The organism is Kitasatospora sp. NPDC088861 (assembly GCF_044750105.1).
In the GTDB taxonomy this organism is placed as follows: Bacteria; Actinomycetota; Actinomycetes; order Streptomycetales; family Streptomycetaceae; genus Kitasatospora.
Genome location: NZ_JBIVJF010000008.1, coordinates 132,831 through 146,513 on the forward strand (window position 1 = coordinate 132,831; position 13,683 = coordinate 146,513).

Consider the following 13,683-nt stretch of genomic DNA (forward strand, 5'->3'; position numbering starts at 1 on the left):
TGTCAATCGGGAGTGTGATCTGCGCCCGACCTGGTCGGGCGACCCAGACCCACCGTGACCAGCCGATCAGACCGGCCGATCGGACCATCTGACCGGACCGGCCGACCGGACCATCAGACGGTCAGACGGTCAGCCCGAGGTCCTGCGCCAGGATCGCCGCCTGCACCCGGTTGCGCAGCCGCAGCTTCGCCAGGATCCGGCTGACGTGCGTCTTGGTGGTCGCCTCCGCCATCTCCAGCCGGGCCGCGATCTCCCCGTTGGACAGCCCGGCCCCGATGCAGGCCAGCACCTCCCGCTCACGCGGGGTCAGTCCGGCCACCGCCTCCCTGGCTTCCGGCCCGACCGCCCGGTCCGGCCGGGCGAAGGCGCCGATCAGCCGCCTGGTCACCGAGGGCGCCAGCATGCCGTCCCCGCGCGCCACCGTCCGGACGCCCTCGACCAGGGTGTCCGCCTCCAGGTCCTTGAGCAGGAACCCGGCCGCGCCGGCCCGCAGCGCGCCGTAGACGTACTCGTCCAGGTCGAAGGTGGTCAGCACCAGCACCTGGCCGGCCCCGGCGGCGACCACCTGCCGGGTCGCCGAGACGCCGTCCAGCCGGGGCATCTGCACGTCCATCAGCACCACGTCGGGCCGCAGCTCCAGCGCCAGCCGGACGGCCTCCTCGCCGTCGGCGGCCTGCCCGACCACCTCGATGTCCGGCTCGGCCCGCAGGATCATCACCAGCGCCGCCCGTACCGCCGCCTGGTCCTCGGCCACCAGCACCCGGATCGTCATGCCCCTGCCCCGCTCTCCCGCCCGCGCGGCAGTACCGCGCGCACGCTCCAGTAGTCGTTCCGCGGCCCCGCCTCGAAGCTGCCGCCGAGCAGCCCGGCCCGCTCCGCCATGCCGACCAGCCCGGCCCGGGCGCCGGGCAGTTCGCGGCCCGGTCCGTGCCGGTACGGGCTGTCGACGGCGATCCGCAGTTCCTCGGGGCCGAACTCCATCCGCACGCTGACCAGTCCGGGCCCGGCGTGCTTGAGCGCGTTGGTCAGCGACTCCTGGACGATCCGGTACGCGGCCAGCCGGACCGGCACCGGGACCTCCCCGCGCTCGCCCCGCTCGGCGAGTTCGAAGTCCAGCCCGACGTCCTGGCCGGCCGCCCGGGCCTTGGCCAGCAGGGCGTCCACGGCGGCCAGGTCGGGCGCCGCGTACGACTCGTCCGCCTCTCCCCCGCCGCTGTCGCGCAGCAGTCCGATCATGCGGCGCATTTCAGCCAAACCCTGGACGCTGCTCTCCCGGATCACCGCCAGCACCTCCACCAGCGGGTCGTCCCCGGCCAGCCGACGGCGCCGGGCGACGGACTGCGCGCCGGTCGCGTGGATCGCGATCGCCGACAGGTGGTTGGCCACCACGTCGTGCAACTCCCGTGCCATCCTCGCGCGTTCGGCGACGACGGCCTCACGCCGGTCCATCTCCGAGAGCAGCGCGGTCTGTTCGGCCCGCAGCCGCTCGCTCACCGCCCGGTCGCGGTGCTTGCGGACCACGTCCCCGGTCCAGACCGGCGCCAGGTAGATCAGCACGGTGAGCACCACCACCGCCACCGCGTTCGAGGCGTCGCTGTAGATCAGCACCAGGGTGGACAGCACCAGCACCGAACCCGTGCCGGTCAGGTGCAGGATCCGGGACATCCTCGGGGTCCCGTAGAGCACCGCCGCGTAGAGCAGGTCGGTGTACATCAGGCTGGTCGCCAGCAGGGCGCCGGTGAAGATGCTGTACCCGAAGGCGAGCCCGCCCAGCGTCGTGGTGAGCACCGGCCTGGTCCGGCGGAACAGCTCCAGCACCGCCATGACCAGCAGCGCCGGCACCACCGCCCCGCGCGGGATCCGCGAGGAGTTGTCGTAGACCTGGAGCGCGATCAGCAGCGCTCCGCCGAACAGACCGAGCAGGGCGATCCCCCGGTCCTCCTGGCGCGGGGTGAGGGTCGGTCTCAGCACACCTCCATCTCACCATCCCCGGGCGCCGCCCGGCTCCGGTCCCCGGAGGAGCCGCCGTACATCGAAAGGTGCAGGCCGGGACGGCACCCGGCGACGACGACGCGGCCACGCCCGCGCGCCAGGCTGGAGGCACCGCCGACCGCCCGGGAGCACAACGTGATCGTCACCCTCATCGTCGCGGCCGAGATCTCCTTCTGGATCCTGCTCGGCCTCGGTCTCACCGCCCGCTACCTGCTGCGGTGGCGCCGCACCAGCACCGCCCTGCTGGTCGGCCTGCCGGTGGTGGACCTCACCCTGTACGTGCTCACCGTGCTCGACCTGCGCGGCGGCGCCGCCGCGAGCTGGACGCACGCCCTCGCGGCGAGCTACGCGGGCTTCTCGATCGGGTACGGGCCCTCCCTGGTCCGCTGGGCCGACCGGCACTTCATGTACCGCTTCGCCGGCGGCCCCAAGCCGCCGCGCTCACCGAAGTACGGCCTGGCGCGGTCCCGGTACGAGTGGCAGATCTGCCGCCGCACGGTGGTCTCGGCCGCGATCACACTGAGCCTGATCACCCTGCTGGTGCCGCTGTCGGGAGGCTCCGCACACTTCGGCACCTTCCTCCAGTGGTACCTCAAGCTGGGCATCGCCGCCGTGGTCAACGTGGTCATCGCCGTCAGCTACACGCTCTGGCCGAAGCAGCCGCCGGCCGGCGAGCAGGACGCGGACGACCCGATCGCCGAGCAGCCCGTCGCCGGCGTCCCGGAGAAGCGGCTCTGAGGGGCTTGCCGGCGGTTCTGAGGGACCGCTAGCGGTTCTCGCCCGGAACCCAGAGCACGTCGCCGCGCTCCTTGTTGGCCGCCCGGGCCAGGATGAACAGCAGGTCGGAGAGCCGGTTGAGGTACTTCGCGGTCAGCGGGTTGACGCTGTCCCCGTACTCCGCGATCGCCGCCCAGGTGGCCCGCTCGGCCCGCCGCACCACCGTGCAGGCCAGGTGCAGGTAGGCCGCGCCGGGCGTACCGCCGGGCAGGATGAAGCTGCGCAGCTTCTCCAACTGCTCCAGGTAGTGGTCGCAGTCCCCCTCCAGCCGGTCGACGTACGACGGCAGCACCCGCAGCGGCGGGTACTTCGGGTCCTCGACCACCGGCGTGGACAGGTCCGCGCCGACGTCGAACAGGTCGTTCTGGATCCGGACGAGCACCGTGACGATGTCCTCGGGCAGCGATCCGGCGGCGACGGCCACGCCGATCGCCGCGTTCGCCTCGTTGGTGTCGGCGTACGCGACCAGGCGGGGATCGGTCTTGGTGGTCCGGCTCATGTCGCCTAGCGCGGTGGTGCCGTCGTCGCCGGTGCGGGTGTAGATGCGCGTCAGATTCACCATGCGGCCAGCGTAGCCGGACGGGTTAGGCGGCGTTAACCCCGAACCCGGCGATCGCCGCTACGCGACGTTGACCTCCCCCAGCCTCCGGCCGGGGGTACCCCCACCCCGAGGGTCCCGCCGCTACGCGACGTTGACCCTCTGCCCGGGCGGGGCGGCCTCCAGCCAGGCGAGGAAGCCGGTGAGCGCGTCCTCGCTCATCGCCAGCTCCAGCGGCTCCCCGTTGTGCAGGCAGCGCAGCACCACCGAGCCGGAGAGCAGGGCGAGCTCCTCCTGGCCCTCCGGGTAGCGCCGGCCGAGCACCTCGATCTCCCGGCGCGGCAGCACCCTGCGCGGGCGCGGGGCGTACGAGAAGACCCGGAACCACTCGATCGAGTCACCGCTGTAGCGGCCGATACCAAAAACCCACCCCTTGCCGTCGGTCTGGGGGACCGGGGCCGAGGTGGGTTTGCCGTTCTCGTCGAGGTCGGGCTGCGTCGAGGCGTCGGCGGGCATTTTGAGTCGGTAACTGCAGTCGAACGTGCCGCCGACCCGCTGGATCAGGCGGCGTCGTACCGCGAACGCCACCAGGCCGATCACACCCAGCGCCACGACCGCCGCACACACCACAAGCGCGAGGACCATGCTCACCTACCTCCTCGCTACCCGCGTTCCCCGTATCGGTCGTATCAAGCGACCGCGTTGACCTACCAACTACGACGACAGTCCCGGGGTCACGCTCACGCGTCCCCGGGACCGTCGGTCGACCCCGCTGAACCAGGGTCTTGGCGCACTCAGACGTGGGCCTTGAGGCCGCGCGCCGCGAACAGGCGGACCTCGGCGCGCCGCTCGGCGTGCTCGTCCAGGCCCGACTTGGCCTTCTCCAGCGCGCGCTCGGCACGGGCGACGTCGATCTCGTCCGCCAGCTCGGCGATCTCCGCGAGCAGAGACAGCTTGTTGTCGGCGAAGGAGATGAAGCCTCCGTGCACCGCGGCGATCACGGTGCCGCCGTCCGCCGTGCGAATGGTGACCGGACCGGTCTCCAGCACGCTCAGCACCGGGGTGTGACCCGGCATGATGCCGGTGTCGCCGGAGGCCGTACGGGCGACGACGATGGTGGCCGCACCGGACCACACCTTGCGGTCGGCTGCGACCAGCTCGACGTGCAGCTCAGCCAACGTGGGCTCCTAGGCTCATGCAACCCCCGATTACTCGGGAGTTTCGGTAAGAATAACGGCCGCGCGCCTCCGGCATGAAACCGGCGGCACGGATTTGACCGGAATCACAGCCGATGCGACGCGAGGGGTGGTCCCGGGCTCGGGGCCACCCCTCACGGTCACTCAGCTGCTACCGGCCGCGACTACTTCTTCGCCAGCTCGGCGGCGTTCTTCTCGAGGTCCTCGATGCCACCGCACATGAAGAAGGCCTGCTCCGGGATGGAGTCGTACTTGCCGTCCGCGATCGCGTTGAAGGCCTCGATGGTCTCCGACAGCGGCACGGTCGAACCCTCGACACCGGTGAACTGCTTCGCCACGTAGGTGTTCTGCGAGAGGAAGCGCTCGATGCGACGGGCACGGTGGACCGTGACCTTGTCCTCCTCGGACAGCTCGTCGATACCGAGGATCGCGATGATGTCCTGGAGGTCCTTGTACTTCTGCAGGATCCCCTTGATACGGAGGGCCGTGTCGTAGTGGGTCTGCGCGATGTACCGCGGGTCGAGGATGCGGGACGTGGAGTCCAGCGGGTCGACGGCCGGGTAGATGCCCTTCTCCGAGATCGGGCGCGACAGAACGGTCGTCGCGTCCAGGTGGGCGAAGGTGGTGGCCGGGGCCGGGTCGGTCAGGTCGTCCGCGGGGACGTAGATCGCCTGCATCGAGGTGATCGAGTGACCGCGGGTCGAGGTGATGCGCTCCTGGAGGAGGCCCATCTCGTCGGCCAGGTTCGGCTGGTAGCCCACCGCGGAGGGCATGCGGCCGAGCAGGGTCGACACCTCGGAACCGGCCTGGGTGAACCGGAAGATGTTGTCGATGAAGAGGAGCACGTCCTGCTTCTCGACGTCACGGAAGTACTCCGCCATGGTCAGCGCGGAGAGCGCGACGCGCAGACGGGTGCCCGGCGGCTCGTCCATCTGGCCGAAGACCAGCGCGGTCTTGTCCAGAACGCCCGAGTCGACCATCTCGTCGATGAGGTCGTTGCCCTCACGGGTGCGCTCGCCGACGCCGGCGAACACCGACACACCACCGAAGTTCTCGGCGACGCGGTAGATCATCTCCTGGATCAGAACGGTCTTGCCGACACCGGCACCACCGAACAGACCGATCTTGCCACCCTGGACGTACGGGGTGAGGAGGTCGATGACCTTGATGCCGGTCTCGAACATCTCGGTCTTGGACTCGAGGTCCTTGAACTCCGGCGCCTTGCGGTGGATCGGCCAGCGGACCTCGACCTGCTGGTCGAACTCCTTCTGGTCCACGTTCAGCACGTCGCCGAGGGCGTTGAAGACCTTGCCCTTGGTGATCTGGCCGACGGGCACCGAGATGGCGGCACCGGTGTCGGTGACCTGGGTGCCACGGACCAGACCGTCGGTCGGCTGCATCGAGATGCCGCGGACCATGCCGTCGCCCAGGTGCTGGGCGACCTCGAGGGTCAGGGTCTTCTTGCCCGAGCCGTCGGGGTTCTCCGCCTCGACGTGCAGGGCGTTGAACATGTTCGGAATAGCGTCGACGGGGAACTCCACGTCGACGACCGGGCCGATGACCCGCGCGACGCGGCCCGTCGCCGTGGTCGGCTCAACAGTGGTGGTCATTCTCATTCGCTCCCGCGGCTAGCGTCGGCGAGGGCGTTGGCACCGCCGACGATCTCGCTGATTTCCTGGGTGATCTCGGCCTGACGGGCCGAGTTGGCAAGCCGCGTGAGCGACTTGATGAGCTCGCCGGCGTTGTCCGTCGCGCTCTTCATCGCGCGTCGGCGGGCGGCGTGCTCGGAGGCGGCCGACTGCAGCAGCGCGTTGTAGATCCGGCTCTCGACGTACCGCGGCAGCAGCGCGTCCAGCACGCCCTCCGCCGACGGCTCGAAGTCGTACAGCGGGAAGATCTCCGCCTTGGCCGGCTGGTCGTCGCTGAGCTGGACCTCGTCCAGCTTCAGCGGCAGCAGCCGGGCCCCGACCGCGTTCTGCGTCAGCATCGACACGAACTTGGTCGAGATCAGGTGGAGCTCGTCCACGCCGCCCGTCTCGGCCGTGAAGGCCTCGATCAGGTCGGCCGCCACGGTCTTCGCGTCCCCGTAGGTCGGCTTGTCCGAGAAGCCCGTCCACGACTCCGCGATCTCGAAGCCGCGGAACGTGTAGTACGAGACGCCCTTGCGACCGACGATGTACGTCACCACGTCCTTGCCCTCGGCCCGCAGACGCTCGCTGAGCGACTGCGCGGCCTTGATGGCGTTGGTCGAGTAACCGCCCGCCAGGCCGCGGTCCGCCGTGATCAGCAGGACGGCGGCGCGCGAGGCGCTCGGGTTCTCGGTGGTGAGCGGGTGCTTGGCGTTGGACCGGGTGGCCACCGCCGTCACCGCACGGGTGAGCTCATCGGCGTACGGAGTGGAGGCGGCCACCGCGCGCTGCGCCTTGACGATGCGCGACGCGGAGATCATCTCCATCGCCTTGGTGATCTTCTTCGTCGCGGTGACAGAGCGGATCCGGCGCTTGTAGACCCGAAGCTGTGCTCCCATGGGTCGTTACGTCCTTTCCCTCGCTACCGGACTCAGGCCTGCTCGGAGAGCAGCTTGCCGTCAGCGGTCTGGTAGCCCTGCTTGAACGCGTCGATGGCGCTGGTCAGCGCGTCGACGGTGCCCTCGGCGAGCAGACCGGTCTCGACGATGCCCGCGAGCAGGTCCTTGTGCTGGAGGCGCACGTGGTCCAGGAACTCGCGCTCGAAGCGGCGGATCTCGGCGACCGGGACGTCGTCCAGCTTGCCGGTGGTGCCGGCCCAGATGGAGACGACCTGCTCCTCGACCGGGAACGGCTGGTACTGGCCCTGCTTCAGCAGCTCGACCATGCGCGCACCGCGCTCCAGCTGGGCCTTGGAGGCCGCGTCCAGGTCGGAACCGAAGGCGGCGAAGGCCTCCAGCTCGCGGTACTGGGCGAGGTCCAGACGCAGACGGCCGGCGACCGAACGCATGGCCTTGATCTGGGCGGAGCCACCGACGCGGGAGACCGAGATACCGACGTTCACGGCCGGGCGGATGCCGGCGTTGAACAGGTCGGACTCCAGGAAGCACTGGCCGTCGGTGATGGAGATGACGTTGGTCGGGATGTACGCCGAGACGTCGTTGGCCTTGGTCTCGATGATCGGCAGACCGGTCATCGAGCCGCCGCCCAGGGCGTCGTTCAGCTTGGCGCAACGCTCCAGCAGGCGGGAGTGCAGGTAGAAGACGTCGCCCGGGTAGGCCTCGCGGCCCGGCGGACGGCGCAGCAGCAGCGACACGGAGCGGTAGGCCTCGGCCTGCTTCGACAGGTCGTCGAAGATGATCAGGACGTGCTTGCCGTCGTACATCCACTCCTGGCCGATGGCCGAACCGGTGTACGGGGCGAGGTACTTGAAGCCGGCCGGGTCGGAGGCGGGAGCAGCCACGATGGTGGTGTACTCCAGCGCGCCGGCCTCCTCCAGGGCGCCGCGGACGGACGCGATGGTGGAGCCCTTCTGGCCCACGGCGACGTAGATGCAGCGGACCTGCTTCTCCGGGTCGCCCGAGCGCCAGTTGTCGCGCTGGTTGATGATCGTGTCGACGGCCACCGCGGTCTTGCCGGTCTGGCGGTCACCGATGATCAGCTGACGCTGGCCACGGCCGATCGGGGTCATCGAGTCGATGGCCTTGATGCCGGTCTGCAGCGGCTGCTTGACCGACTTGCGGGCCATGACGCCGGGGGCCTGCAGCTCCAGGGCGCGGCGGCCGCTGGAGGCGATGTCGCCCAGACCGTCGATCGGGTTGCCCAGCGGGTCCACGACGCGGCCGAGGTAGCCGTCGCCGACCGGAACCGAGAGGACCTCGCCGGTGCGGCGCACGGTCTGGCCCTCTTCGATGCCACCGAACTCACCGAGGATGACGACACCGATCTCGCGGGTGTCGAGGTTCAGCGCGAGGCCGAGCGTGCCGTCCTCGAACCTCAGCAGCTCGTTCGCCATGACCGAGGGCAGGCCCTCGACATGCGCGATGCCGTCCGCCGCGTCAGTGACCGTGCCGACCTCTTCCACAGAAGCGGCGTCCGGCTGGTACGACTGGACAAAGTCGGCCAGCGCGTCCCGGATCTCCTCCGGACGGATCGTAAGCTCCGCCATCAGGCTTCCCTGCTCTCCTAGTTTGCGATCCTCGGCCCGCCATTGAGGGCCGCAAGTATTCGACTCTCGGCCGGGTCTGCCGAACCGGCCGTCCGATGTGCCGGCTCCTTGGGGAGCCGGTTTCCCGACCGAGGGTCGGATGTGCTGCTGCTTCGGTGTGCTCAGCCTTCGAGCGACTGGCGAGCGCCTTCGAGGCGGCTCGACACGGTGCCGTCGATGATCTCGTCGCCGACCTGCACCCGGACACCGCCGACGACCTCGGGGTCGACGTCGATGTTCAGGTGGACCTGGCGGCCGTACATCCGGCCCAGAGCACCGGACAGGCGCTCCTTCTGGGTGTCCGACAGCGGCACCGCGGTGGTGACCAGGGCCACCACGCGGCCGCGGCGCGCGGCGGCGAGCTTCGAGTAGGACTCCAGGCCCTGCTCCAGGCTACGGCCACGCGGCGCGTTGACGATGGCCGTGACCAGCCGGACGGTGCCCGCGTGGGCGCGGCCACCGAGCAGCTTCTTGATCAGCGCGGCCTTCGCGGCGGTGCCGGCCTTCGGCTCGGTCAGCGCGGCGCGCAGCTCGTGCGAGCCGCCCACCACCCGGCTGAACCGGAACAGCTCGTCCTCGACGTCGTCCAGGGCGCCTGCCCTGTCCGCCGCGATGACCTCGGCGTACGCGGCCAGCTCCTCGGTCCCGTCCACCAGGTCGCGCGAGCCCGACCAGCGGGAGCGGACCAGACCGGAGACGAGGTCGACGGTCTCGCCGGAGACCTGACCGGTCAGCAGCGAGGAGACCAGCTGGGCCTTGTCCTGACCCGACCGGGACGGGTCGGTCAGGACACGGCGCAGCGACACCTCACGGTCCAGCACGGCCGTGACGGCGGTGAGCTCCTCGGCGAGCTTGGCCGCGTCCACCGAGGTGGAGTCGGTCAGGCTCTCCAGGTTCTGCCGGCCGGCGGCGAGGGCCTCGCGGCTGGCGCCGATCACTTGGCCGCACCCTGAGCAACGGCGGCCTTGGCCTCCAGCTCGTCCAGGAAACGGTCGATCACGCCGCTCTGCCGAGCGCTGTCCTCGAGGGACTCGCCCACGATGCGGGAAGCCAGCTGGGAGGCCAGCGAACCCACGTCCTGGCGCAGGACGGCAGTCGCCTGCTTCTTGTCGGCCTCGATCTGCGCGTGGCCGGCGGCGACGATGGCCTCGCGCTGACGCTGGCCCTCCTCGCGCATCTCGGTGAGCTGGGCAGCGCCCTGCTCGCGAGCCTGCTCGACGATGCGGGCAGCCTCGTGACGCGCCTCGGCGAGCTCGGCGCGGTACTGCTCAAGCAGGGCCTGGGCCTCCGCCTGAGCGGCCTCGGCGCGCTCCATGCCGCCCTCGATGGCGTCCCGACGCTCCGACAGCACCTTCTCGATGCTGGGGAGGAGCTTCTTGCCGAGGAGACCGAAGACGATGAAGAAGCAGAGCAGGCCGATGATGATCTCGGGCCACGCGGGGAGGAGAGGGTTCATCTTCTCCTCGGCCGCGAGCGTAACCGCGATGCTCATATCTGGACCTTCCTCGAATGGGTCTGCGGCAGGATTACTTGTTGCCGAAGACGAACGGCATGACGATGCCGATGAGGGCGAGCGCCTCGGTCAGCGCGAAGCCGATGAACATGTTGGAGCGGATCAGGCCGGCAGCCTCGGGCTGACGGGCCATGGCCTGGACACCGTTGCCGAAGATCAGACCGACGCCGATGCCGGGGCCGATCGCGGCGAGGCCGTAGCCGATGGAGGCGACGGAACCGTAGACGTTGCCCTCAGCGAGGATGCTCATTGACGTTGTCCTTTGCAGGGGTGGTGAACCGGTGGTGATTGGCCACCGGGCAATCCGGAGAGGTTGGTTCAGGGAGGGCCGAAGCCCCCTGGCTCAGTGCGCCTCTTCGAGGGCACCGGCGATGTAGCTGCTGGCCAGCATCACGAAGATGTAGGCCTGCAGGAACTGGACCAGCAGCTCGAAGGCGGTCAGCGCGACGGCGACGATGAACGAGGCCGAGCCGTAGAGCGCACCCAGGGTCGGGCTGAGCAGGTACCAGGAGGCGATGGAGAACATCACGATCAGCAGGTGGCCGGCGAACATGTTCGCGAAGGCTCGGACCGCGAGCGTGAAGGGGCGCACGAAGATGTTCGAGAAGAACTCGATCGGCACCAGGATGAACATGACCCAGCCGGGGATGCCCGAGGGCCAGCAGAGGTTCTTCAGACCGCCGACGAAGCCGTGCTTCTTGAAGGTCAGCGTCATGTAGGTGATCCACACGACCGCAGCGAGGCCGGCCGGGAACGCGATCGCCGCCGAGACGGGGAACTGCGCGAAGGGGATGATCGACATGATGTTCATCAGCCAGATGAAGAAGAACATCGAGACGAGCATCGGGACGTACTTCTCGCCCTTCTTGCCGATCGTCTCCAGCACGATGGAGCGCTTGACGAAGTCGTAGCCGATCTCGCCGACGAGCTGCAGCTTGCCGGGGACCAGGCGCGGCTTGGCGAAGGCGGCCCAGAAGAAGACGACGACCAGCAGCGCAACGATGACCGACAGCAGCATCGGCTTGTTGAACTCGATACTGCCGATCGAGAAGATCGGCTTGAACTGGAACTCGTTCAGACCCGGGGCCGGGAAGCCGCAGCCAGCGTCCCCGAAGTGGCAACTGCCTGAGGCGAGGAACGTGAGCTGATCAGCACTCACCACGGACTCCTTCGTCGTGACGCATGGTTACGGCAACCTCGGTGTGTCGGCGTGGCCTGCGGCCACGGAGCGGCACTGGAACTTGATGGGTTTCTCGCGGATCCCGCGCGCCGGTGCGCCGCACCACAGCGGGATCATCGAAGACTGCGCGGATCCGGGGGGCGATCCGTCCGCTGTTCGGACAGACCTGGCCGCTTCCCGTGCTCCGTTGTTGCGACGGACGATAGCAGTCCGTCAGTGCGGCATAAACACCGCCCCCCTCGTTGGGGGGACAGCCAGGGCTCGTCACTGTTGACGCCCCGAGTCGGAGGGCTTGTCGCCCTTGTTTTCGGAGGCGTCGGGGTCGACGTAGAAGGTCTTGGCCTTCAGCGCACCGCGCACCTGGAACCCCGTCCAGATCAGCGCGCAGCCGAGCAGGGTGAAGGCGAAGGCCTGCCGGTTGAAGAGCTCGGTGTTCTTGAAGACCGCCAGCACGATGCCGACCAGCAGGATCTGCGTGGTGTACACGAGCAGCGCCGCGGCCATCATGATGTGCGGGTTCGACCTGGTCAGCCGGTCGAGCGCGACCTGGCCGAAGCTGAAGAAGGCCATCACCAGGAGTGCGCCGAAGAGGGCGCCGAGCAGCCCCTTCCCACCGGCGACGGCGAACGAGATCGCCATGGCGATGATCCCGGCGGCCGCAGTGGGAATCGCGGCGCCTCGGAGGATCCGGGCGTCGGTGGACGGCATGTCGGCAGCTCCGGCGGCATGTCGATGTGACGGGGGACGGGGCACAGAAGGTGGTGGGTGACACCGGACCGAGAGGCCGCCGCCCGGGCCGCCCGCTGGAGCGGCGGGCCCGTCGAGGGAGACCGACCAGGGACGGAAGTCCTCCACCTGTCAGGTCTTTCGGCGTGTTCTCGGTACTCGTGAACGGTATCACAAACTATTTGATGAGAGCTTTACCATGAATGTGTGGCACCTGTCACACCGACGGCGCAACGGTGCAGCCGAACAGGTGAGGCCATTTGACGGAACATCAACTGCCTTGCTACCGGCGGCCGGTGGCCCGGCCGTGGTCGTCGAGCGCGGAGGCTCCCCGGTCGGCTTCACCAAGAAGTTGCTTGTCCTTTGCCGACAGTTCAGCCATGGGGGCGGACGGACGGCGCCGGTAGCGCGGCGGGACGAAGGCCTGCACCGCCTTCGGCGCGCGCGGCCGGAACTGCGGCGTCAGCAGCACCACCAGGCCGACCAGGCAGAGCCCGGCGAGCGTCAGCACCACCGTGCGGCCGGTGTTGGTGACCGAGAAGGCCACCGTGCCGAAGGCGATCAGCGCGGCCCAGAAGTACATGATCAGCACCGCGCGGCTGTGCGAGTGCCCGACCTGGAGCAGCCGGTGGTGCAGGTGGCGCTTGTCCGCGGCGAACGGCGACTGGCCGGCCCAGGTGCGGCGCACCACCGCGAGCAGCAGGTCCGCCAGCGGCAGCGCGATGACCGTCAGCGGCAGCAGCAGCGGGATGTAGATCGGCACCAGGGCGTGCACGGTCGCGGTCTGCGAACCGGTCTCGCTGCTGATCAGGTCCGGGTCGACGCGGCCGGTGATGGAGATCGCGGCCACGGCCAGCATCAGGCCCAGCATCATCGAGCCGGAGTCGCCCATGAAGATCCGCGCGGGGTGCATGTTGTGCGCCAGGAAGCCCAGGCACATGCCGATCAGCAGCACGCTGAACAGCACCGCAGGCGCCGCGTCGGTGATCGTGTAGCCGTACCAGAGCCGGTAGCTGTACAGGAAGAACGCCATCGCGGCGATGCAGACCATGCCGCCCGCCAGGCCGTCCAGGCCGTCGATGAAGTTCACCGCGTTGACCATGACGACGACCAGGGTGACCGAGATGACCATGCCCTGGGTGGGGCTCACCGCGACCGCGCCGACACCGGGCACCGGGAGGGTGATCACCGTGACGCCCTGCCAGACCATCACACCGGCGGCGATCATCTGGCCGCCGAGCTTCACCAGCGCGTCCACGCCCCACTTGTCGTCGAGCACCCCGAGCAGCCACATGATCCCGGCGCCGGACAGCAGCGCGCGGATGTCGGTGCCCTGGGAGAACACCTTGCTCAGGTTGTCCAGCTGGGAGGCGACCAGGATGCCCGCGCACAGCCCGCCGAACATGGCGATCCCGCCGAGCCGCGGTGTCGGCTCGCGGTGCACGTCCCGGGCGCGGACCGGCGGCATGGCGCCCGCCGCGATGGCGAACTTCCGGACCGGGCCGGTCAACAGGTAGGTGACGGCGGCGGTGCAGAACAGCACCAGCAGATACTCACGCACCACCGGCCTCCTGCGTCACTGTCCAAC

At 69.3% G+C, this 13,683-nt stretch carries 15 protein-coding genes; 1 reads left to right on the forward strand and 14 read right to left on the reverse strand.

The window, feature by feature from the left end:
- Positions 1 to 121: 121 nt before the first annotated feature.
- Both ACIP37_RS16910 and ACIP37_RS16915 read right to left on the reverse strand, forming a co-directional pair.
- Entirely contained in the window at positions 122 to 772 is a 651-nt protein-coding gene (locus ACIP37_RS16910; RefSeq protein ID WP_350879592.1) for a response regulator transcription factor, read from the reverse strand.
- Positions 769 to 1,971: a histidine kinase gene (locus tag ACIP37_RS16915; RefSeq protein ID WP_363628710.1), complete on the reverse strand. Its 1,203-nt coding sequence runs from the start codon at positions 1,969 to 1,971 to the stop codon at positions 769 to 771. The genes ACIP37_RS16910 and ACIP37_RS16915 overlap by 4 nt, the downstream gene beginning before the upstream one ends.
- A gap of 156 nt (positions 1,972 to 2,127) precedes the next feature.
- On the opposite strand from ACIP37_RS16915, the gene ACIP37_RS16920 reads away from it, so the two are divergent.
- Entirely contained in the window at positions 2,128 to 2,730 is a 603-nt protein-coding gene (locus ACIP37_RS16920; protein WP_363619300.1) for a hypothetical protein, read from the forward strand.
- 28 nt (positions 2,731 to 2,758) lie between these two features.
- Here the strand turns inward: ACIP37_RS16920 and ACIP37_RS16925 are convergent, their stop codons facing one another.
- From ACIP37_RS16925 to ACIP37_RS16980, 12 genes are all read right to left on the reverse strand, one after another.
- Positions 2,759 to 3,331, reverse strand: a complete 573-nt coding sequence (locus ACIP37_RS16925; RefSeq protein WP_363582002.1) for a cob(I)yrinic acid a,c-diamide adenosyltransferase — start codon at positions 3,329 to 3,331, stop codon at positions 2,759 to 2,761.
- A 120-nt stretch (positions 3,332 to 3,451) separates the two neighbouring features.
- Entirely contained in the window at positions 3,452 to 3,952 is a 501-nt protein-coding gene (locus ACIP37_RS16930; RefSeq protein ID WP_063347798.1) for a DUF2550 domain-containing protein, read from the reverse strand.
- A gap of 149 nt (positions 3,953 to 4,101) precedes the next feature.
- Entirely contained in the window at positions 4,102 to 4,485 is a 384-nt protein-coding gene (locus tag ACIP37_RS16935; RefSeq protein ID WP_363582000.1) for a F0F1 ATP synthase subunit epsilon, read from the reverse strand.
- 182 nt (positions 4,486 to 4,667) lie between these two features.
- Positions 4,668 to 6,113: a F0F1 ATP synthase subunit beta gene (atpD, locus tag ACIP37_RS16940; protein WP_363581998.1), complete on the reverse strand. Its 1,446-nt coding sequence runs from the start codon at positions 6,111 to 6,113 to the stop codon at positions 4,668 to 4,670.
- A gap of 2 nt (positions 6,114 to 6,115) precedes the next feature.
- Complete coding sequence (locus ACIP37_RS16945; protein ID WP_363581996.1) at positions 6,116 to 7,030, reverse strand: F0F1 ATP synthase subunit gamma; 915 nt, start codon at positions 7,028 to 7,030, stop codon at positions 6,116 to 6,118.
- Positions 7,031 to 7,062: 32 nt separating this feature from the next.
- Positions 7,063 to 8,637, reverse strand: coding sequence for a F0F1 ATP synthase subunit alpha (atpA, locus tag ACIP37_RS16950; protein WP_363581994.1), 1,575 nt, complete (start codon positions 8,635 to 8,637; stop codon positions 7,063 to 7,065).
- 161 nt (positions 8,638 to 8,798) lie between these two features.
- Positions 8,799 to 9,614: a F0F1 ATP synthase subunit delta gene (locus tag ACIP37_RS16955; RefSeq protein ID WP_363581992.1), complete on the reverse strand. Its 816-nt coding sequence runs from the start codon at positions 9,612 to 9,614 to the stop codon at positions 8,799 to 8,801.
- Complete coding sequence (locus ACIP37_RS16960) at positions 9,611 to 10,168, reverse strand: F0F1 ATP synthase subunit B (protein WP_363581990.1); 558 nt, start codon at positions 10,166 to 10,168, stop codon at positions 9,611 to 9,613. Before ACIP37_RS16960 ends, ACIP37_RS16955 begins: the two co-directional genes overlap by 4 nt.
- 34 nt (positions 10,169 to 10,202) lie before the next feature.
- The gene (gene atpE / locus ACIP37_RS16965; protein ID WP_350879602.1) at positions 10,203 to 10,439 is read right to left on the reverse strand and encodes an ATP synthase F0 subunit C; all 237 of its coding nucleotides are present in this window, start codon (positions 10,437 to 10,439) and stop codon (positions 10,203 to 10,205) included.
- Positions 10,440 to 10,532: 93 nt separating this feature from the next.
- Positions 10,533 to 11,348 carry a F0F1 ATP synthase subunit A gene (gene atpB / locus ACIP37_RS16970; protein WP_350879603.1) on the reverse strand — a complete coding sequence of 272 codons (816 nt, stop codon included), beginning with the start codon at positions 11,346 to 11,348 and terminating at the stop codon, positions 10,533 to 10,535.
- Positions 11,349 to 11,633: 285 nt separating this feature from the next.
- Complete coding sequence (locus ACIP37_RS16975) at positions 11,634 to 12,077, reverse strand: hypothetical protein (RefSeq protein ID WP_371517123.1); 444 nt, start codon at positions 12,075 to 12,077, stop codon at positions 11,634 to 11,636.
- 301 nt (positions 12,078 to 12,378) lie between these two features.
- The gene (locus tag ACIP37_RS16980) at positions 12,379 to 13,656 is read right to left on the reverse strand and encodes an MraY family glycosyltransferase (protein WP_363581986.1); all 1,278 of its coding nucleotides are present in this window, start codon (positions 13,654 to 13,656) and stop codon (positions 12,379 to 12,381) included.
- Positions 13,657 to 13,683 lie beyond the last annotated feature (27 nt).